The following is a 20,979-nucleotide window of genomic DNA, read 5'->3' on the forward strand; positions in this document are numbered from 1 at the left end:
GGCTGGGCCACGGCATCCAGTTCCTCGGGCACGGCGTAGTCGAAGTACCGATCAAGATGCAGCACCCCCTTGTCCACCAACACCCGCGCGACCGGCAACTCCTTGGCCAGCGCGGCCCCCCGCCACGTCCGCGGCTTCGCCTTCGGTGCCTTGTTCTTCCGCACGGCCTCCCGAATGAGCGCGAGCTGCTCCGGCACCGCCTCCTGGGCGCCGCCGTTCCCCTGCCCGTTCTCCCTGCTCACACCTGCATTCTTACCAAACACCACTGACAGCCCCGCCCACCAAGATCACTCCGACGCCACCTCCCTCGCACTCCGCACCAGCCGCAACCCCCGCACCACAAGCTCACACGCACACCACCCCCACAGGCCTGCACCACAAGCCCGCCCCACCAGCCATATCCACCGCCAATTCAGCCTCCCCGCGCCACCTGGGCATGCCTCTGCCTCCCACTCCGGTATCAGAACTGGAAACGGGAAACTCCGCCGACTGCCTTGCCCGCCCCGCCGCCCCCGGCAGACGCTGATGCGCGACGACGGGCGTCCCACGGCATCGGCGGCGTCGGCATGAGGGGGTTCACGTGCTGAAGCAGCCACAGGTGTTCGGTCCCGAGCTACGCCGGTTACGACTGGCCGCCGGACTGACGCTGACACAGCTCGCGTCGTTCGTGCACTACAGCAAAGGCCAACTCAGCAAGATCGAGACCGGCCGGAAACGGCCCACTCCCGAATTCGCGCGCCTTTGCGACGTGGCGCTCGACGCGGGTGGCGCCCTGGCAGCCCTGGTACCCGTCGACCCGCGGCGTACCCGGTCCTCGGTCCCCGACGAGGAAGGAAGCATGTCACCACCCGATCCGTACGCACATCACGTTCCGGAAGGTCATCCGGACGGATCGCCCTCGGGCGCGCCGTCCCGCCGGCAGATGATGGCGGCCGGAGCCGCCTCCGTCCTCGGCCTTCGACCCGCTGAGCACGCTCCTTTGCCTCCCGTGCCGAGCGTTCCGCTGGAGGCCGACTCACTGACGAGTGCCTACCGCGAGTTGCTCGGCCAGTACCGCCGCATCGGCCAGATGTCACCACCGGGCACGCTCCTGCCGGCCCTGGCGGAACAGACGCGGGCTCTCCAGGCACTCTCCGCCCGCAGCGACGCCCGAACCGGCCGGAACCTCCTGGCCCTGTCCGCCCGCTTCGCGGAATTCACGGGCTGGATGGCTCAGGAGGCCGGCGACGATACCGCGGCGCTCCGCTGGACCGACCACGCCGTGGACCTCGCCACCGCCTCAGGGGACGAACACCTCGCCCAGTACGCCCTGGTCCGCCGTGCCCTCGTCTCGTACTACCGAGGAGCGGCCGCCGAGACGATCGACCTGGTCGACGCCGCACCGAGTGATCGGCTGCCGCCCCGCATCCGCGGCCTGGCCGCACAGCGAAGGGCCCAGGGCCACGCGCTCAACGGGGACTACGACGCCTGCATGCGTGGCCTCGACCAGGCGCGCGACCTCCTCGCCCGCGCCGCCGCGGAGCCCTCCACGGCGGACGCCCCCGTCCTCGGCACGACACACCTGGACGACCCGGTCTCCATGATCACCGGCTGGTGTCTGCTGGACCTGGGCAGGCCTGGCCAAGCCGCAGCGGTACTCGACCAGCAATGCGCGCGCCTGCCCTCCGGCGCCCTCCGAACTCGGGCCCGCTACGGCGCCCGCCGCGCCCTCGCACACGCCATGGCAGGCGAGATCGACCACGCGTGCGAGCTCACCGCCGACCTTCTCACCGCGTCCACCTCCGTGGGATCGGCGACCATCGCCACCGATCTACGGCGTCTGTCGCGCGCTCTTTCGCGCCACTCGAGCCGCCCCGCATGCCGGGCCGTCGCGCCCCAGCTCACGGCGGCACTGGCACCGCAAACGCGCTGACCACCGTTCGGCTGTCCTCCCACCCGTTCCAGCAGAAGGGTTGATTCGTCATGCCCGATGTCTTCATCAACTACCGCACCGGCGACGGCCACCAGGCCGCGGCTACCATCGCGCAGGCACTGTCCACTCGCTTCGGCACGAAGCGGATCTACTACGCCAGCAAGTCGATACCGCCCGGCACGCCCTTCGACGCCCATCTGATCCAGGGCGTGCGCCGCAGCGGCGTACTACTCGCCCTCATCGGCGACCGGTGGCTCGGCCATCCGGCCCTCCAGAACGCCGACGACTGGGTCCGCAAGGAGATCCAGGAAGCCTTTCTCTGCGACATCCGAGTCATCCCGGTCCTGATCGGCCGCAGGACCGAACGCCCCACCAAGGATGACCTGCCCATGCCTCTGGGCAAGCTCGCCGACTGCCAGAGCCTCCGCTACGACCACCAGAACGACGAGTACGACCTCAAGCAGATCGGCGACACCCTGGCCACCCTCGTGCCCGAGCTCGCGGCAGTCGACAGTCAGGCGCCCAAGGAGCCGGAGCCAGGTGCGCAGCGCAACACCATGGGCGATGTCCACGGCACGGCCGTGCAGGCGGGCACGGTGAACGGGGACATCGGCAGCGTCAAGGGGGCGCACGGCTCCGTCCACATCGGTCCGAGCAATCGGACGATCCACCAGTCCGGCGCCGCCAACTACGTGGAGGGCCCCAACGAGAACGGCATACGCCAGTACTTCGGTCAGGTGCCGAAGGGTGAGGACGACGATCGGTGAGCGAGACCGGAGGCGACACCTACAACGTCTTCCTGGGTGAACTGCTGAAAGCCCCTATCAGGACACCTCGTCTGGTCGCCCGGGACCAACTCACTCGCCTGCAACAACAGTTCGCGCGCCCCAGCGGAATCAACGCCGCATACGACGTCCTCGAAGCCGAGCACACGGTCTTCCTCACCGGTGAACCCGGCAGCGGCAGGAGCTCCGCGGCGAGAGTCCTGCTGTGCGAACTCCCGCACGGCAAGGGCACCTATCACGAGCTCACTCCGGAGGCCGGCAACGAGGACACGAGCCTGCCGCCGGATCTCATCGGTGAAGAAGATCGCATACTGCTCGATCTGTCCTCCGCGGACGAGAAGCTGTGGAAAGCGGTGTTGCACGACCTCTCGGCCTTCCGTCACGAACTGATGCGCAAAAAGGCGTTCCTGGCGGTGGTGCTGCCGCAGCAGCATGAAGGGGCCCTGCCCTCCGAGTTCATCCGCAAGCCGATCCACCGGCCCGACGCGAGCGAGGCAGTCGCACGCCACCTGCGCAGTCACGGCTTGGACGACTCCATCTGGCGGCCTCCGCCCCGACAACTGATCGAACATTTCGACACCCATCCACCGATGCACGACCTCGCCCGGCTGGTCGAGCGCATCGTGGCGGCGCGTGCGGCCGTTCACGGCACCGGCACCTTCACCGAGTGGTGTGAGACAGCCCTCACCGCCCAGAAGGACCGCACGCGCGAAGTCGCCGAGTTGCTGCCCCGGCTCCGCAAGGGGCGGCAGCGGGCACTGCTGCTCACCACGGCGATGCTGCACGGTGCGCGCATCGAAGCCGTGCACCACGCCACTCCCCTGCTGATGAAGGAAGTGGATTCCACCGATAACGCCTTGCCGCCCTTGGAACGCAAGGGTCTCCTGGAGCGCCTCGAGACCATCGAGGCGGAAATGGCTCCCGGCGCTTACGTACGGTTCAAGCAGCCCGACTTCGACGAGGCCGCACGCAGCTACCTCTGGGCGAACCTGCCCGATGTCCGCGCTCCGCTCGGCACATGGCTGGGCAAGATCCTCAGGCTGCGCGAACTCACTGATGCCGACCGTGAGTCGGTCGTGAAGCGCTACACCGCGCTCTGTCTCACCTCGGAAAGCCCCGAGCCGCTCATCGCACTCGTCGAGAACTGGACCCGCGACAACGCACCCCGCACGACCGAGGTGCGCGCAGCCGCCCACATACTCCAACGCGCTGTGGAGGACGAACGGACCGGTGGCGAGTTTCGCAGGAAGATCTACGACTGGAGCACCAACCGCCCCACCGACAACCTCCGCGAGGTGCTGGTCGAGGTCTGTGAGAAGGCCATGTCGGTCCATCACCCGGAGCCGGCTCTGGTGCGACTCCACCACCTCGCCCGGAACGAACCACGACCAGGCGTCGCACGGAAGGCCTTGCTGCGCTACGTGCGTCAGGACGCGAGGCTCCAACGCCGCCTGCTGGCGCGGCTGGCCACCGCCCACAGCAGTCGCCATCATCGCGCCGACGCCGATCTGTTCCTCGACTTCTCCGCGCTCCCCGACGACTTCCTGCTCAGGGCCCCGACCCGGGATTGGCTCACCGACTGCTGGCGCATGGCCTTCGACCTGGTCGTCCCGCACCGCTGGGCTCCGTGCGCCCGCACCTGGCTGGTCACCGCGGACGCGGTGGACAACGCGCCGCTCGCCAATGCGGCGCTGGACATCCTGGTCAACGCCGCGGCCGCGCAGTACCCGGTCCTCAGCCGCGTCTACGCCGACGCGCGACGTGCCGTCTCGTCCGGACTGGCCTCGCGCCTGCTGGAGGCGATCAACAAGGCCCAGAGCGCCCGCCTGGCGCAGCGGGCCCCGAAACTGGAGGTAACCCCCACATGACGTCCGGTCAGAAGACGGTCCTGGCGTTCCTCAGTCTGCTCTACGGGCTGGTCGTCGTCATCCTCGGGCTCTTCCTGCACTGGCCGGTGTGGATGTGGCTCCGCGCCCGTCGTCCTGCTGCTCGCCGTGTGGATCACGGTCTCGGTCCTCGCGGCACGTGCCCGCCGGCGCGACCCGTTCCCGCCGGGCACCCTGATCGACCACCCCGCTCCGCCTGTCGTCGAGCGACGCGAACTCCACATCACCCGGGTCCCATTACCCAGCAAGGTTCCCGACTACGACTTCCTCTTCTCCGCCCGCGTCCGCTGGTGTCCCGTGGACCCCACCGCCGGCGACCAGCTGACCAACCCCGGGGCACTGGCTGTGGAGGCCGTGCTCGCCCGCGCTCGCGCGATCACGGCGGCTGTCGAACCGTTCCGCAGCTCTCTCGTGCAACACGAACTCAACGGTGCGCTGGGGGTCATGGCGCCGGATCGCGAGGATCACGTCCAGGCCATGGCCCTGGATGTCGTCCTCACCCTCTCGGACGCGGACCAGGAGCGGCTCGACCGACTGGCGGCGATCCGCAAGGACGAGACGGTGTGGGAACACCAGCGCAGGTACGAGCAGAACAAGCGTGAGTACCTGGGCAGTGATGTCCTCACGAGCACGGGCAGTGCGGTCGTGTGGTGGCTCGCGAAGAACGACGACCACGTGGAGAAGACCGTCAAGGACATCGGTCTGCTGGCCCGGCTCTCATCTGCGGCGAACAACACGGAAGTCTCCGAGCCGTTCCGGCATCTCGTTCCGGAGGCCTTCCCGCCGCCTCCCGTACCCGAGCAGACTCCCTCCACCCTCCGGCCCGAGGATCCGCCGGGCTTCGGATTCCGTGAGGCGGACACAGCGGACCTGATCAGCGAGGCCTTCCGGCGTGTGGGGTTCCGCCCCGGGGAGGACGAAAGCATCCTCATCGCCGATCAACTGGCGATGGCCATCGCTCCCAGGGACGCCGTGGCCGCCGAGGAGATACGCCGTCGCTTCGGGGGCGGAGGCTCCCCTACGGGAGCGCACCCGCATCCCAACGGCTCAGGCCCGGCACAGATGCAGGGCGGCGCGCCAGTAAGCCCCTCCGAGCCCTTCTGACACACCGAGGCCCGGTGTCCCCGCCGAGGGGGCACCGGGCCTCGTGCAGTGCGTTGGCTTACAGGCCCACGGCCTTGCGCAGGGCCTCCACGCGGTCCGTGCGCTCCCAGGTGAAGTCGGGCAGCTCGCGGCCGAAGTGACCGTACGCCGCGGTCTGGGCGTAGATCGGGCGCAGGAGGTCGAGGTCGCGGATGATGGCGGCCGGGCGGAGGTCGAAGACCTCGGAGATGGCCGTCTCGATCTTCTCGGCGTCGACCTTGGCCGTACCGAAGGTCTCGATGAAGAGACCGACCGGCTCGGCCTTGCCGATGGCGTAGGCGACCTGGGCCTCGCAGCGGGAGGCCAGACCCGCGGCGACCACGTTCTTGGCGACCCAGCGCATCGCGTACGCCGCCGAGCGGTCGACCTTGGACGGGTCCTTGCCCGAGAAGGCGCCGCCACCGTGGCGGGCCATGCCGCCGTAGGTGTCGATGATGATCTTGCGGCCGGTCAGGCCGGCGTCGCCCATCGGGCCGCCGATCTCGAAACGGCCGGTCGGGTTGACCAGCAGGCGGTAGTTCTCGGTGTCCAGCTTGATGCCGTCGTCCAGCAGCGACTTCAGCTCCGGCTCGACCACGAACTCCCGGATGTCGGGGGCGAGGAGGGAGTCCAGGTCGATGTCGGACGCGTGCTGCGAGGAGACGACGACCGTGTCGAGGCGGACGGCCTTGTCGCCGTCGTACTCGATGGTGACCTGGGTCTTGCCGTCGGGGCGCAGGTAGGGGATCGTGCCGTTCTTGCGGACCTCGGAGAGACGGTTCGACAGGCGGTGCGCCAGGAAGATCGGCAGCGGCATCAGGGTGGGGGTCTCGTCGGTCGCGTAGCCGAACATCAGGCCCTGGTCGCCCGCGCCCTGCCGGTCCAGCTCGTCGTCGTCGCCCTCGACCCGGGACTCGTACGCCGTGTCCACGCCCTGCGCGATGTCGGGGGACTGGGCGCCGATGGAGACCGAGACACCACAGGAGGCGCCGTCGAAGCCCTTCTTCGACGAGTCGTAGCCGATCTCGAGGATCTTGTTACGGACCAGCGTCGCGATGTCCGCGTACGTCTTGGTCGTGACCTCGCCGGCCACGTGCACCAGGCCGGTCGTGATCAGCGTCTCGACCGCGACCCGGGAGGTCGGGTCCTCGCGCAGAAGCGCGTCGAGAATGGTGTCGCTGATCTGGTCAGCGATCTTGTCGGGGTGGCCCTCGGTGACGGACTCCGAGGTGAACAGGCGACGGGACACAACGCTCCCTGGGGTTGCAGCGGCTGCTGACTGATCATTGGCGGACGGGACGGGGGCTGCGCCCGTCGTCGTCCGAGAACAGCTTATCGGTCGGACTCTGCCGCGGGCCCAGGTGTCTCGCCACTCGGGAGTGCTGTGACCTGCGGCACCCGCATTCTGCCCACAGTGGATCGGTGTTCGCCAGGGTCGCCACGCGCCATTGTGCTGCGGTTAAGGAATCCTTGGCGTGAATGAAACCCTCAGTTCAGACGGAGCGCCACCAGGTCCCACACGGTCTCGGCCAGCGCTTCCTTCGGTCCGTACGGCACAGGGGTCTCACTGCCGTCGGCTCCGAGCACCACGGCCTCGTTCTCCTCTGAGCCGAACGTCTTGCGTTCACCCACCTCGTTCACTACGAGGAGGTCGCACCCCTTGCGCTCGAGTTTCTTCCGTCCGTTGGCGAGGACGTCGTCCGTCTCGGCGGCGAAGCCGACGATCACCTGGCCGGAGCGGGGGCGGTCCGCCGATATCTCCGCGAGGATGTCGGGATTGCGGACGAGGACGATCGGGTCGGGGTCCTGGCCGTCCTTCTTCTTGATCTTTCCGGCCGCGTACGCCGCCGGGCGGAAATCCGCCACCGCGGCCGCCATCACCACGGCGTCCGCGTCCGGGGCCGCCTTGAGGACCGCCTCGCGCAGCTGGACGGCGGTCCCGACCTGGACGACGTCCACACCCGCCGGGTCGGGCAGCCCGGTGTTCGCGGCGATCAGTGTGACCCGTGCGCCCCGGGCGGCGGCCGTACGGGCCAGGGCGTACCCCTGCTTGCCGGAGGAGCGGTTGCCGAGGAAGCGCACGGGGTCGAGGGGCTCGCGGGTGCCTCCGGCGCTGACGACCACATGGCGGCCGGCCAGGTCGGGCTCGGTCACCCCACGGGCGAGCACCCTGCGGCAGACCTCGAAGATCTCGGCGGGCTCGGGCAGTCGTCCCTTGCCGGTGTCGACGCCGGTGAGGCGGCCGACGGCGGGCTCGACGACCACGGCACCGCGGCGGCGCAGCGTCGCCACGTTCTCCTGGGTGGCCGGGTGCTCCCACATCTCGGTGTGCATGGCGGGGGCGAAGACGACCGGACAGCGAGCCGTGAGCAGCGTGTTCGTCAACAGGTCGTCGGCCAGGCCGTGGGCCGCCTTCGCGAGCGTGTCGGCGGTGGCCGGGGCCACGACCACGAGATCGGCGTGCTGGCCGATGCGGACGTGCGGGACCTCGTGGACGTCGTCCCACACCTCGGTCGAGACGGGGTTGCCGGAGAGCGCCGACCAGGTCGCGGCGCCGACGAAGTGCAGGGCGGACGCGGTGGGGACGACCCGCACGTCGTGCCCGGACTCGGTCAGCCGGCGGAGGAGCTCGCACGCCTTGTACGCGGCGATGCCACCGCTGACCCCCAGAACGACCTTCGGCTTGCCCACCGGGCCTCCCCACACTCGTCACGTGCACGCCGCGGCTCGTCGGCGTACGGCTCTATGCTGCGTCATTGCGGGGGCCGACCCCCGCACCCCCGAGCAGACCACAGGCCCGGCAGTCGCGCTGCCGGGCCTGTGGAAAAGTCAGCCGTAGGCTGAAAATACTACTGGTGCTACTGCGCCGGACCCTCGATGGCCTCGGAGGTCAGCAGACCCGCGTTGATCTCGCGCAGGGCGATCGAGAGCGGCTTCTCGTGGACGTGGGTGTCGACGAGCGGACCGACGTACTCGAGGAGGCCCTCGCCGAGCTGCGAGTAGTACGCGTTGATCTGACGGGCACGCTTGGCCGCGTAGATCACGAGGCTGTACTTCGAGTCGGTTGCCTCGAGGAGCTCGTCGATCGGCGGGTTGATGATGCCCTCGGGCGCGGTAATGGAAGAGGACACGCTCTACCTTCCGAAAAAGTGGATGAGATCGAAACGATCACACTACGTCCATCAAGGCTAGCAGCTCACGCGCCACGTCCTCGACGGAGGTGTTGACCAGGGTGACGTCGAACTCCGGCTCGGCCGCGAGTTCGATCTTGGCCGCGTCGAGGCGGCGCTCGATCACCTCGGGCGGTTCGGTGCCCCGCCCGGTGAGTCTGCGCACGAGTTCCTCCCAGGAGGGAGGAGCCAGGAACACCAGCTGGGCCTCGGGCATGGACTCACGGACCTGTCGGGCACCCTGCAGGTCGATCTCCAGGAGCACGGGCTCACCCGCCTCCAGCCGTTCGAGCACCGCGCCACGCGGGGTGCCGTAGCGGTTGCCGGCGAACTCCGCCCACTCCAGCAGCTCGCCGTTGGCGATCAGCTTGTCCATCTCGTCGTCGGTGACGAAGAAGTAGTGGACTCCGTGCTGCTCGCCAGGGCGGGGCTTGCGGGTCGTCGCCGACACCGAGAGCCAGACCTCGGGGTGTTCCTTGCGCATATGGGCGACGACCGTGCTCTTGCCGACCCCCGAGGGGCCGGAGAGCACGGTCAGCCGCGGACGTTCACTCATGCAGCGATTATTCCAGCAATCCCGGACTGTCCAGGACTCAGGAGCCGGTGCTGCCGAACTCGCGCTCCAGGGAGGCGATCTGGTTGGACCCGAGGCCACGCACACGACGGCTCTCGGAGATACCGAGTCGCTCCATGATCTGCTTGGCGCGGACCTTGCCCACGCCCGGCAGGGACTCGAGAAGGGCGGAGACCTTCATCTTGCCGATGACGTCGTTCTCCTGGCCCTGCTTGATGACCTCATGAAGAGAGGCGCCGGAGTGCTTGAGTCGATTCTTGACCTCGGCCCGCTCCCGGCGAGCCGCGGCGGCCTTTTCGAGCGCGGCTGCGCGCTGTTCAGGGGTAAGGGGCGGAAGAGCCACGCCTACGTCACCTCGGATGTCGAACTGTCGGATACGGACCGGTGAGGAACCTAGTCGCCCCACACCTGGGGAGCTACGAGCAACACGCTTGCCCGTTCTCCCCCACTGCTTTGAGGGTGTGGGGGTGTCCCCACTCGTCGGAGACTAGCGGCCAAGTGCGCCTGAGTCAGCGAGAACAGCGGAAAAGTCCTGGTCAGCCTCCCTGGAGTCGGACATAACAGGCGTATTGCCCCGGATTTGAGAATGTATTCAGACTCAAGGCCGGACTCGGAGCGTCCGCGAGGCACTCATCGGAGGTCTCAGGCGGCCGTCACAGCGGCACCGATCTCCGCCGCGAAACGCTCCGCGGACGCACGGAGCGCCGCGACATCCGGTCCGTGACGAAGGACACCCCTGCTGACGTTCGGGACGACCTGCCGTACGGCCGCTCCGAAGACGCCCGGAAGGTCCGCCGGAGTAGCTCCCTGGGCGCCGATGCCGGGTGCCAGGAGCGGCCCGTTGATCTCCAAGTCGTACGACGACAGGTCACCCAGAGTGGCCCCCACGACCGCGCCGAAGGACCCCAGGGGCGCCTCCCCCGCGTTCTCCGCGGCGAGGTGCGCGAGCACGGTCGCTCCGACGTTCCGGCCGCCGGTCTCCTCGGCGCGGACCGCGTGCTGGACCTCGCGCCCCTCCGGGTTGGAGGTCAGCGCCAGCACGAACAGGCCCGCTCCGCTCTCGCGCGCGAGGTCCACGGCCGGCTTCAGGGACCCGTAGCCGAGGTACGGCGACACGGTGAGGGCGTCCGAGAAGAGCGGCGCGCCCTTGCTCAGGAATGCCTCCGCGTACGCGGCCATGGTCGAGCCGATGTCGCCGCGCTTGGCGTCCATGACGACCAGGGCGCCGGCGGCCCGCGCCTCCTCGACCGACTTCTCCAGGACGGCGACGCCGCGCGACCCGAAGCGCTCGAAGAACGCGCTCTGCGGCTTCAGGACGGCCACCCGGTCGGCCAGCGCCTCCACGACGGTGCGGCTGAACCGTTCGAGCCCCGCGATGTCGTCGTTCAGGCCCCAGTCGGTGAGCAGGGAGGCGTGCGGGTCGATGCCTACGCACAGCGGGCCGCGCTCGTCCATGGCGCGGCGCAGGCGTGCGCCGAACGGCTCCGGAACGCTCATGCCGTCTTCCTTGCCTTCCTGACATCGGCGCCGACCGCGTCGGCGAGGGTGGCGTACGGGCTGGTACGCAGGCGTGCGGCGAGGCCCTTGTGGAGGGCGCGGCTCCAGAAGGGGCCCTCGTAGACGAAGGCGCTGTAGCCCTGCACCAGGGTGGCGCCGGCCAGGATGCGCTGCCAGGCGTCCTCGGCGTTCTCGACGCCACCGACGCCCACCAGGGTGATCCGGTCGCCCACGCGCGCGTAGAGGCGGCGCAGCACCTCCAGGGAGCGCGCTTTCAGCGGCGCGCCCGAGAGCCCACCGGTCTCCTTCACGAAGGACGGTTCGGATTTCAGACCGAGTCCCTCGCGCGCGATCGTGGTGTTCGTGGCGATGATGCCGTCCAGACCCAGCTCCACCGCGAGGTCGGCGACCGCGTCGACATCCTCGTCCGCGAGGTCGGGGGCGATCTTCACCAGCAGCGGGACCCGGCGGTCGGTGACCCTGCGGTCGGCGGCCTCGCGGACGGCGCTCAGGAGGGGGCGCAGTGCCTCCGTGGCCTGGAGGTTGCGCAGTCCGGGCGTGTTGGGCGAGGAGACGTTCACGACGAGGTAGTCGGCGTACGGAGCGAGCCGCTCCGTCGACTTCACGTAGTCCCCGACGGCCTCGGCCTCCGGGACGACCTTGGTCTTGCCGATGTTGACGCCGACGACGGTCCTGAAGACGGGCTCGCGGGAGGCCAGCCGCGCGGCCACCGTCAGCGATCCCTCGTTGTTGAAGCCCATGCGGTTGATCAGTGCACGGTCCTTCACCAGCCGGAACAGCCGCTGCTTCGGGTTGCCCGGCTGGGGCTCCCCCGTCACCGTACCGATCTCGACGTGGTTGAAGCCGAGCATGGACATGCCGTCGATGGCCACCGCGTTCTTGTCGAAGCCTGCGGCCAGGCCGAACGGACCGTGCATGCGGAGCCCGAAGGCCTCCGTGCGCAGCTCCTTGTAGCGGGGCGCGAGCGCGGCGGCGACGAACGTGCGCAGCACGGGGATGCGTGCGACGAGGAGGATCCAGCGGAAGGCGAGGTGGTGCGCCTGCTCCGGGTCCATCCGTTTGAAAACCAGACGGAAGAAAAGCTTGTACATCTCAGTGTCCTCTTGAAGCCTCAGCGAGCCTCATGAATCAGTGAGCCTCGTAATCAATGAGCCTCATGAAGAGGGGGACACCGTTTCCGGTGTCCCCCTCTGGGCTGCTAGTCGCGGGCCGCGGTCAGGTGTTCCGCGTGTTCCTGGAGCGAGCGCACGCCGACACCTCCGTGGTTGAGGGCGTCGATGCCCTGTACGGCCGCGGCGAGCGCCTGGACCGTCGTCAGGCACGGCACCGAGCGTGCCACCGCCGCCGTACGGATGTCGTAGCCGTCGAGGCGGCCGCCGGTGCCGTACGGGGTGTTGACGATGAGGTCGACCTCGCCGGCGTGGATGAGCTGGACGATGGTCTTCTCGCCGTTCGGACCCTCGCCGTCGGAGTGCTTGCGCACCACGGTGGCGTTGATGCCGTTGCGCTTGAGCACCTCCGCGGTGCCGGACGTGGCGAGCAGCTCGAAGCCGTGGGCGACCAGCTCACGCGCCGGGAAGATCATCGAGCGCTTGTCCCGGTTGGCGACCGAGATGAACGCGCGGCCCTTGGTCGGCAGCGGACCGTACGCACCCGCCTGCGACTTGGCGTACGCCGTGCCGAAGACCGAGTCGATGCCCATGACCTCGCCGGTGGAGCGCATCTCCGGCCCCAGCACCGTGTCCACGCCGCGCCCGCGGGTGTCGCGGAAGCGCGACCACGGCATGACGGCCTCCTTGACGGAGATCGGCGCGTCGAGGGGCAGGGTGCCACCGTCGCCGCCGGCCGGGAGCAGTCCCTCGGCCCGCAGCTCGGCAATGGTCGCGCCCAGCGAGATCCGTGCCGCCGCCTTGGCCAGCGGCACGGCCGTGGCCTTCGAGGTGAAGGGAACCGTGCGGGACGCGCGCGGGTTGGCCTCCAGGACGTACAGGATGTCGCCCGCCATCGCGAACTGGATGTTGATCAGGCCACGGACGCCGACACCCTTCGCGATGGCCTCCGTCGAGGCCCGCAGGCGCTTGATGTCGAACCCGCCGAGGGTGATCGGGGGCAGGGCGCACGCCGAGTCGCCGGAGTGGATGCCCGCCTCCTCGATGTGCTCCATGACGCCGCCGAGGTACAGCTCCTCGCCGTCGTACAGGGCGTCGACGTCGATCTCGATCGCGTCGTCGAGGAACCGGTCGACCAGGACGGGCCGGGAGGGACTGATCTCGGTCGACTCGGCGATGTACGCCTCCAGGCGCGCCTCGTCGTACACGATCTCCATGCCGCGCCCGCCAAGGACGTACGACGGCCGCACCAGGACCGGGTAGCCGATCTCGTCGGCGATGGCCTTGGCGCCCTCGAAGGTGGTCGCCGTGCCGTGCTTCGGCGCCGGGAGCCCCGCTTCGGCGAGCACCCGCCCGAAGGCACCGCGGTCCTCGGCGGCGTGGATGGCCTCCGGGGAGGTGCCCACGACCGGTACGCCGTTGTCCTTGAGGGCCTGCGACAGGCCCAGCGGGGTCTGCCCGCCGAGTTGGACGACGACGCCCGCGATCGGACCGGCCAGCGACTCCGCGTGGACGATCTCCAGTACGTCCTCGAGTGTCAGCGGCTCGAAGTACAGGCGGTCGGAGGTGTCGTAGTCCGTGGAGACGGTCTCCGGGTTGCAGTTGACCATCACGGTCTCGTAGCCCGCGTCGCTCAGCGCGAAGGAGGCGTGGACGCAGGAGTAGTCGAACTCGATGCCCTGGCCGATGCGGTTCGGGCCGGAGCCCAGGATGATGACGGCCGGCTTCTCGCGGGGCGCGACCTCGCTCTCCTCGTCGTAGGAGGAGTAGAAGTACGGGGTCTTCGCCGCGAACTCGGCGGCGCAGGTGTCCACCGTCTTGTACACCGGGCGCACGCCCAGCGCGTGGCGGACCTCGCGTACGACGTCCTCGCGCAGGCCGCGGATCTCGCCGATCTGGTGGTCGGAGAAGCCGTGCCGCTTCGCCTCGGCCAGCAGGTCGACGTCAAGGCGCTCGGCGGCTGCCAGCTCGTCCGCGATCTCCTTGATCAGGAAGAGCTGGTCGACGAACCACGGGTCGATCTTCGTGGCGTCGAAGACCTCTTCCTGTGTGGCGCCGGCGCGGATGGCCTGCATGACGGAGTTGATCCGCCCGTCGGTCGGCCGGACGGCCTCTTCCAGGAGAGCGGCCTTGTCGCCGGGCTCGCCGACGAACGTGAACTGGCTGCCCTTCTTCTCCAGCGACCGCAGCGCCTTCTGGAGTGCCTCGGTGAAGTTGCGGCCGATCGCCATGGCCTCGCCGACCGACTTCATGGTCGTGGTCAGCGTGGAGTCGGCGGACGGGAACTTCTCGAAGGCGAAACGCGGCGCCTTCACGACCACGTAGTCGAGCGTCGGCTCGAAGGAGGCCGGGGTCTGCTCGGTGATGTCGTTCGGGATCTCGTCGAGCGTGTAGCCGACGGCCAGCTTGGCGGCGATCTTGGCGATCGGGAAACCGGTGGCCTTGGACGCGAGGGCCGACGAGCGCGACACACGCGGGTTCATCTCGATGACGATGACACGGCCGTCAACGGGGTTCACGGCGAACTGGATGTTGCAGCCGCCGGTGTCGACGCCCACCTCGCGGATGACGGCGATGCCGATGTCACGCAGGATCTGGTACTCGCGGTCGGTCAGCGTCATCGCGGGCGCGACCGTGATCGAGTCACCGGTGTGGACGCCCATGGGGTCGAAGTTCTCGATGGAGCAGACGACCACGACGTTGTCGTGCTTGTCGCGCATCAGCTCCAGCTCGTACTCCTTCCAGCCGAGGATGGACTCCTCCAGGAGCACCTCGGTGGTCGGGGACAGTGTGAGGCCGGTGCCCGCGATACGGCGCAGCTCCTCCTCGTCGTGCGCGAAGCCGGAGCCGGCGCCGCCCATGGTGAAGGAGGGGCGGACGACGACCGGGTAGCCACCGAGCGTGTCGACGCCTTCCAGGACGTCGTCCATGGAGTGGCAGATGACCGAGCGGGCGGACTCGCCGTGCCCGATCTTGCCGCGGACGGCCTCGACGACCTCCTTGAAGAGGTCGCGGTCCTCGCCCTTGTTGATGGCCTCGACGTTGGCGCCGATCAGCTCGACGCCGTACTTCTCCAGGGTGCCGGCCTCGTTCAGCGAGATGGCCGTGTTGAGGGCCGTCTGGCCGCCCAGGGTGGGCAGCAGCGCGTCCGGCCGCTCCTTGGCGATGATCTTCTCGACGAACTCGGGCGTGATCGGCTCGACGTAGGTCGCGTCGGCGATCTCCGGGTCGGTCATGATCGTCGCCGGGTTGGAATTCACCAGGATGACGCGCAGGCCCTCGGCCTTGAGCACGCGGCACGCCTGGGTGCCGGAGTAGTCGAACTCGGCGGCCTGGCCGATGACGATCGGGCCGGAGCCGATGACCAGGACGGACTGGATATCGGTGCGCTTAGGCACGCTGGCCCTCCATCAGGGATACGAAGCGGTCGAACAGGTAGGCGGCGTCGTGCGGGCCGGCTGCCGCTTCGGGGTGGTACTGGACGCTGAAGGCCGGGCGGTCGAGGAGCCGCAGCCCCTCCACCACGTTGTCGTTGAGGCAGACGTGGGAGACCTCGGCGCGGCCGTAGGGGGTCTCGGAGACCTTGTCGAGCGGGGCGTCGACGGCGAAGCCGTGGTTGTGCGCGGTGACCTCGACCTTGCCGGTCGTACGGTCCTGCACCGGCTGGTTGATGCCGCGGTGGCCGTACTTCAGCTTGAACGTGCCGAAGCCGAGCGCGCGCCCCAGGATCTGGTTGCCGAAGCAGATGCCGAACAGCGGCGTGCCGCGCTCCAGGACCGCCCGCATCACGGAGACCGGGTGGTCGGCGGTGGCCGGGTCGCCCGGGCCGTTGGAGAAGAACACACCGTCCGGGTTCACGGCGAACACCTCCTCGGCGGTCGCCGTCGCCGGGAGCACGTGCACCTCGATGCCGCGCTCGGCCATGCGGTGCGGGGTCATGCCCTTGATACCGAGGTCGACGGCGGCGACGGTGAACTTCTTCTCCCCGATCGCCGGGACGACGTACGTCTCCTTCGTGGCGACCTCCGCGGAGAGGTCCGCGCCCTTCATCTCGGGGGCCTGGCGCACCTCGGCGAGCATGGTGCCCTCGTCGGGCAGCGCGTTGCCGGAGAAGATGCCGACGCGCATGGCGCCGCGCTCGCGCAGGTGGCGGGTGAGGGCGCGGGTGTCGACGCCGCTGATGCCGACCACACCCTGGTTCCGGAGCTCCTCGTCCAGCGAGCGCCGGGAGCGCCAGTTCGACGGCACGCGCGCGGGGTCGCGTACGACGTAACCCGAGACCCAGATCTGCTTCGACTCCGGGTCCTCGTCGTTGACGCCGGTGTTGCCGACGTGCGGGGCGGTCATCACGACGACCTGGCGGTGGTACGACGGGTCGGTGAGGGTCTCCTGGTAGCCGGTCATGCCCGTGGAGAACACGGCCTCGCCGAAGGTCACCCCCACGGCCCCGTAGGCGCGGCCGCGGAAGACCCGGCCGTCCTCCAGGACGAGTACGGCGGGAACCCTGGTGGCTCCCCGGGTGGAGGTCGTCATCGGTCGGCGCCTTCCGTGGTGATCGTCTTGTTCATGGAGTTGAGGGCCTCGACCCACTCGTTGTGCTCGGCCGCCCGGTCGGAGCGGAAGCCCGAGTCGATCAGCCGGTCGCCGTGCTCCCAGGTGACGACGAGCAGTCCGCCCTCGGTGAGGACCTTGCCGGCGATGCCCTTGTCGAGCCGGGCCTCGCGCAGCGCGGCGGCCGGGACGAAGAAGTCGGTCGCACCGGGTCGTACGACGTCCAGTCCCGCGTCCGTCAGCGTGAGCTCGGCCCGGCTGCGGGTGCCCAGACCGCGCGCCACGATGCGGTCGAGCCACTGCCCGGCGGTGGTCGAGCCGTGGTAGCGGCCGCTCATCGTCAGTCTGGCCTCGCCCGGCTCGTCCGGCGCGGTCGGCAGCTCGGGCAGGTCGCCCTGGAGGGTGCCCCGCCACTTCCAGCCCTCGCGCATCAGCCAGTAGACGAGCGCGACGAAGAGGACGAGTCCGACCACCCAGCCGATGCGGGCGGCCCAGTCGGTCACTTCGGCCGACTTCTGTTCGGCGGCGATCGATTCAGCGGCGATCGAGATGAGTGGTGTCACGTGAGCTTCCCGTCGACGAGCGTGGCCTTGCCCCGGAGCCACGTGTGCGTGACACGGCCCGGCAGCTCGCGGCCCTCGTACGGGGTGTTGCGGCTGCGCGAGGCGAAGCCCGCGGGGTCCACGGACCCACGGTATGCCGTGTCGACGAGCGTGAGGTTGGCGGGCTCACCTGCCGAGACGGGACGGCCGTGTCCGGCGGCCCGGCCGATCTTCGCCGGCTTGAAGGACATGCGGTCGGCGACCCCGGCCCAGTCGAGCAGCCCGGTGTCGACCATCGTCGCCTGGACCACGGACAGCGCGGTCTCCAGGCCGACCATGCCCATGGCGGCCGCGGCCCACTCGCAGTCCTTGTCCTCGTGCGGGTGCGGGGCGTGGTCAGTGGCCACGATGTCGATCGTGCCGTCCGCGAGCGCCTCGCGCAGGGCGTGCACGTCGCGCTCGGTGCGCAGCGGCGGGTTGACCTTGTAGACCGGGTTGTACGACCGCACGAGCTCGTCCGTGAGGAGGAGGTGGTGCGGGGTGACCTCGGCGGTGACGTCGATGCCGCGGGACTTGGCCCAGCGCACGATCTCGACGGAGCCGGCGGTCGACAGGTGGCAGATGTGCACCCGGGACCCGACGTGCTCGGCGAGGAGGACGTCCCGGGCGATGATCGATTCCTCGGCCACCGCCGGCCAGCCCCCGAGCCCCAGCTCGGCGGAGACGACGCCCTCGTTCATCTGGGCGCCCTCGGTGAGCCGCGGCTCCTGCGCGTGCTGGGCGACGACGCCCCCGAACGCCTTCACGTACTCCAGCGCACGCCGCATGATCACGGCGTCGTCCACGCACTTGCCGTCGTCCGAGAACACGGTCACGCCCGCCGCCGACTCGTGCATGGCGCCCAACTCGGCGAGCTTCCTGCCCTCCAGGCCGACGGTGACGGCGCCGATGGGCTGCACGTCGCAGTAGCCGTGCTGCTGGCCGAGCCGGTAGACCTGCTCGACGACCCCCGCGGTGTCGGCGACCGGGAAGGTGTTGGCCATGGCGAACACGGACGTGTAGCCACCGCTCGCCGCCGCGCGTGTACCGGTCAGCACGGTCTCGGAGTCCTCGCGGCCGGGCTCGCGCAGATGGGTGTGCAGGTCGACCAGCCCCGGCAGCAGCACCTTGCCGTCGGCCTCGACGACCTCGGCGCCCTCGACGGACAGCCCGGCCCCCACCTGGGCGATCGTCCGGCCGTCGATCAGCACGTCCTGCGGCTCGCCGCCGAGCACCTTCGCACCACGGATCAGGATCTTGCTCATGGTTCTTACTTCTCCTCGGTACGGGTGTGGGTGGCGGCGGGGGCGTTCTTCGCGTCGAACACGGCTCCGCCGAGCAGCAGGTACAGCACCGCCATGCGGGTGGAGACACCGTTGGCGACCTGCTCGATCGCGGTGCAGCGGTCGGAGTCGGCGACCTCGGCGGTGATCTCCATGCCGCGCACCATCGGTCCGGGGTGCATCACGATGGCGTGCTCGGGCATCCGCGCCATGCGGTCGCCGTCGAGGCCGTAGCGCCGTGAGTACTCGCGCTCGGTCGGGAAGAACGCGGCGTTCATGCGCTCGCGCTGCACGCGCAGCATCATCACCGCGTCGGACTTGGGCAGGGTGGCGTCGAGGTCGTAACTGATCTCGCAGGGCCAGGACTCGATGCCGACCGGCAGCAGCGTGGGCGGGGCGACCAGGGTGACCTCGGCGCCGAGGGTGTGCAGCAGGTCGACGTTGGAGCGGGCGACCCGGCCGTGCAGGATGTCGCCGACGATCGTGATGCGCTTGCCGGCCAGGTCCTGGCCGAGCCCCGCGTCCCGGCCGACCAGGCGGCGGCGCATGGTGAAGGCGTCCAGCAGAGCCTGGGTGGGGTGCTGGTGGGTGCCGTCGCCGGCGTTGATGACGGCGGCGTCGATCCAGCCGGAGTTCGCCAGGCGGTACGGGGCCCCCGAGGCACCGTGCCGGATGACGACGGCGTCGACGCCCATGGCCTCCAGGGTCTGGGCGGTGTCCTTCAGGGACTCGCCCTTGGACACGCTCGACCCCTTGGCCGAGAAGTTGATCACGTCGGCGGAGAGGCGCTTCTCGGCGGCCTCGAAGGAGATCCGGGTCCGGGTGGAGTCCTCGAAGAAGAGGTTGACGACGGTGCGGCCGCGCAGGGTCGGCAGTTTCTTGATCGGCCGGTCGGCGACCCGGGCCATCTCCTCGGCGGTGTCGAGGATCTGGATGGCGTCGTCACGGGTGAGGTCGGCGGCCGAGATGAGATGGCGCTGCATCTTTTCAGGCTCCGTAAGGCAGGTCAGGTCGGGAGGCGGGGCGGCCCCGCCGCGGGGACGCGGCCGGGCAGGCGGGTGCGCACGAGCGCGCTGAGAGGCGTACGGCAGCGCCGTACGCCGGAGCACTACTGCTGCGCGCCCGGGGCGGTCCGCTTCGCACCGAGCAGGACGGTGTCCCGACCGTCCTCCTCGGCGAGCTGGACCTTGACCGTCTCCCGCAGCGACGTGGGGAGGTTCTTGCCGACGTAGTCGGCGCGGATGGGCAGTTCGCGGTGGCCGCGGTCGACGAGGACCGCGAGCTGCACCGCGCGCGGGCGCCCGATGTCGTTCAGCGCGTCGAGCGCGGCACGGATGGTGCGGCCGGAGAAGAGCACGTCGTCGACCAGGACGACGAGCCTGCCGTCGACGCCGTCACCGGGGATCTCGGTGCGGGCCAGCGCACGAGGGGGCTGCATGCGCAGGTCGTCGCGGTACATGGTGATGTCGAGCGAGCCGACCGGGATCTTGCGGTCGGTGATCTCCTCGAGCTTGGCGGCGAGCCGCTGGGCGAGGAAGACGCCTCGGGTCGGAATCCCGAGGAGCACCACGTCGTCGGCGCCCTTGGCGCGCTCGACGATCTCGTGGGCGATGCGGGTCAGCACCCGCGCGATGTCAGGGCCCTCGAGAACGGGCCGCGGATCTGGCGCTTGCGAGTCCATACGAAACGGACCTCCTTCTCCGCCTCACGGGACGGACTTTAAAGGACGTCGGATTTGCGCCACCCACGGTAGCAGGCCCGGAACAACGGCCCTGATCACCCCCCTGGAGTAACGGACGGGGGGCTACCACGGAAGAGTCGGTCCGGACCATTCGGCTTGACGGGGCAGAGTAACGCTGCGTAACCTCACAGTGAGTCACCAGCCGTGCGGCACCACCGCACGTCGACACAGCGTCCGGGAGCTATATGTCCAGCGAATACGCCAAACAGCTCGGGGCCAAGCTCCGGGCCATCCGCACCCAGCAGGGCCTTTCCCTCCACGGTGTCGAGGAGAAGTCCCAGGGACGCTGGAAGGCGGTCGTGGTCGGTTCGTACGAGCGCGGCGACCGCGCCGTCACTGTGCAGCGTCTTGCCGAACTGGCCGATTTCTATGGGGTTCCGGTGCAGGAGCTGCTGCCGGGCACCACTCCCGGCGGGGCCGCCGAGCCGCCGCCGAAGCTCGTGCTGGACCTGGAGCGCCTGGCCCACGTGCCGGCCGAGAAGGCGGGCCCGCTGCAGCGCTACGCGGCGACGATCCAGTCCCAGCGCGGTGACTACAACGGCAAGGTGCTGTCGATCCGCCAGGACGACCTGCGCACACTCGCCGTCATCTACGACCAGTCCCCCTCGGTCCTCACCGAGCAGTTGATCAGCTGGGGAGTCCTCGACTCGGACGCGCGCCGCGCGGTCTCCCACGACGAGAGCTGACCGCTCCGCGGGTCCAGCAGAAACGTGCCGCCGGGGTGGCCGGAACCGTACGGTTCCGGCC

18 protein-coding genes and 1 pseudogene are annotated in these 20,979 nt (G+C 69.5%); 5 read left to right on the top strand and 14 right to left on the bottom strand.

Translation table 11 applies throughout. The features are described from left to right. Nucleotides 1-242, bottom strand: a pseudogene (locus FNH08_RS19115) (primosome assembly protein PriA); the annotation flags it as partial. A 338-nt stretch (nt 243-580) separates the two neighbouring features. Here FNH08_RS19115 and FNH08_RS19120 point away from each other — a divergent pair. From FNH08_RS19120 to FNH08_RS19135, 4 genes are all read left to right on the top strand, one after another. Next, complete coding sequence (locus FNH08_RS19120) at nt 581-1,912, top strand: helix-turn-helix transcriptional regulator (RefSeq protein ID WP_322724824.1); 1,332 nt, start codon at nt 581-583, stop codon at nt 1,910-1,912. A 50-nt stretch (nt 1,913-1,962) separates the two neighbouring features. After that, nucleotides 1,963-2,679 carry a toll/interleukin-1 receptor domain-containing protein gene (locus tag FNH08_RS19125; protein WP_152772711.1) on the top strand — a complete coding sequence of 239 codons (717 nt, stop codon included), beginning with the start codon at nt 1,963-1,965 and terminating at the stop codon, nt 2,677-2,679. After that, on the top strand, nt 2,676-4,565 hold the full coding sequence (locus FNH08_RS19130; protein ID WP_152772712.1) for a hypothetical protein: 1,890 nt from the start codon (nt 2,676-2,678) through the stop codon (nt 4,563-4,565). Before FNH08_RS19125 ends, FNH08_RS19130 begins: the two co-directional genes overlap by 4 nt. Nucleotides 4,566-4,691: 126 nt before the next feature. Continuing rightward, nucleotides 4,692-5,687 (top strand): hypothetical protein, encoded by a 996-nt coding sequence (locus FNH08_RS19135; RefSeq protein ID WP_152772713.1) that lies wholly within the window; start codon nt 4,692-4,694, stop codon nt 5,685-5,687. A gap of 58 nt (nt 5,688-5,745) precedes the next feature. On the opposite strand, the gene metK is transcribed toward FNH08_RS19135, so the two are convergent. The 13 genes from metK to pyrR form a co-directional block, all read right to left on the bottom strand. Continuing rightward, nucleotides 5,746-6,954: a methionine adenosyltransferase gene (gene metK, locus FNH08_RS19140; RefSeq protein WP_322724827.1), complete on the bottom strand. Its 1,209-nt coding sequence runs from the start codon at nt 6,952-6,954 to the stop codon at nt 5,746-5,748. 239 nt (nt 6,955-7,193) lie between these two features. Next, on the bottom strand, nt 7,194-8,396 hold the full coding sequence (gene coaBC / locus FNH08_RS19145) for a bifunctional phosphopantothenoylcysteine decarboxylase/phosphopantothenate--cysteine ligase CoaBC (protein WP_322724828.1): 1,203 nt from the start codon (nt 8,394-8,396) through the stop codon (nt 7,194-7,196). Nucleotides 8,397-8,563: 167 nt separating this feature from the next. Continuing rightward, nucleotides 8,564-8,836, bottom strand: coding sequence for a DNA-directed RNA polymerase subunit omega (gene rpoZ, locus FNH08_RS19150; RefSeq protein WP_005319902.1), 273 nt, complete (start codon nt 8,834-8,836; stop codon nt 8,564-8,566). Between the two features lie 37 nt (nt 8,837-8,873). Next, a complete protein-coding gene (gmk, locus tag FNH08_RS19155) occupies nt 8,874-9,431 on the bottom strand; it encodes a guanylate kinase (protein ID WP_152772714.1) in 558 nt (185 codons plus the stop codon). Between the two features lie 37 nt (nt 9,432-9,468). Continuing rightward, on the bottom strand, nt 9,469-9,792 hold the full coding sequence (locus tag FNH08_RS19160; RefSeq protein ID WP_003977346.1) for an integration host factor: 324 nt from the start codon (nt 9,790-9,792) through the stop codon (nt 9,469-9,471). Between the two features lie 299 nt (nt 9,793-10,091). Then, nucleotides 10,092-10,946 carry an orotidine-5'-phosphate decarboxylase gene (pyrF, locus tag FNH08_RS19165; protein WP_152772715.1) on the bottom strand — a complete coding sequence of 285 codons (855 nt, stop codon included), beginning with the start codon at nt 10,944-10,946 and terminating at the stop codon, nt 10,092-10,094. Beyond that, complete coding sequence (locus FNH08_RS19170; RefSeq protein WP_152772716.1) at nt 10,943-12,058, bottom strand: quinone-dependent dihydroorotate dehydrogenase; 1,116 nt, start codon at nt 12,056-12,058, stop codon at nt 10,943-10,945. The genes pyrF and FNH08_RS19170 overlap by 4 nt, the downstream gene beginning before the upstream one ends. Before the next feature lie 107 nt (nt 12,059-12,165). Continuing rightward, the gene (gene carB, locus FNH08_RS19175; protein WP_322724830.1) at nt 12,166-15,474 is read right to left on the bottom strand and encodes a carbamoyl-phosphate synthase large subunit; all 3,309 of its coding nucleotides are present in this window, start codon (nt 15,472-15,474) and stop codon (nt 12,166-12,168) included. Next, nucleotides 15,467-16,609, bottom strand: coding sequence for a glutamine-hydrolyzing carbamoyl-phosphate synthase small subunit (gene carA / locus FNH08_RS19180; RefSeq protein WP_152772717.1), 1,143 nt, complete (start codon nt 16,607-16,609; stop codon nt 15,467-15,469). The genes carB and carA overlap by 8 nt, the downstream gene beginning before the upstream one ends. Next, complete coding sequence (locus FNH08_RS19185) at nt 16,606-17,190, bottom strand: PH-like domain-containing protein (protein WP_322724831.1); 585 nt, start codon at nt 17,188-17,190, stop codon at nt 16,606-16,608. The genes carA and FNH08_RS19185 overlap by 4 nt, the downstream gene beginning before the upstream one ends. After that, entirely contained in the window at nt 17,187-18,473 is a 1,287-nt protein-coding gene (locus FNH08_RS19190) for a dihydroorotase (RefSeq protein ID WP_152772718.1), read from the bottom strand. Before FNH08_RS19190 ends, FNH08_RS19185 begins: the two co-directional genes overlap by 4 nt. 5 nt (nt 18,474-18,478) lie before the next feature. Next, entirely contained in the window at nt 18,479-19,474 is a 996-nt protein-coding gene (locus FNH08_RS19195) for an aspartate carbamoyltransferase catalytic subunit (RefSeq protein WP_152772719.1), read from the bottom strand. Between the two features lie 125 nt (nt 19,475-19,599). Further along, complete coding sequence (gene pyrR / locus FNH08_RS19200) at nt 19,600-20,172, bottom strand: bifunctional pyr operon transcriptional regulator/uracil phosphoribosyltransferase PyrR (protein WP_152772720.1); 573 nt, start codon at nt 20,170-20,172, stop codon at nt 19,600-19,602. Between the two features lie 245 nt (nt 20,173-20,417). On the opposite strand from pyrR, the gene bldD reads away from it, so the two are divergent. Further along, on the top strand, nt 20,418-20,918 hold the full coding sequence (bldD, locus tag FNH08_RS19205; RefSeq protein ID WP_152772721.1) for a transcriptional regulator BldD: 501 nt from the start codon (nt 20,418-20,420) through the stop codon (nt 20,916-20,918). Nucleotides 20,919-20,979 lie beyond the last annotated feature (61 nt).

This window comes from Streptomyces spongiae, assembly GCF_009377185.1.
GTDB classification, from domain to species: domain Bacteria; phylum Actinomycetota; class Actinomycetes; order Streptomycetales; family Streptomycetaceae; genus Streptomyces; species Streptomyces spongiae.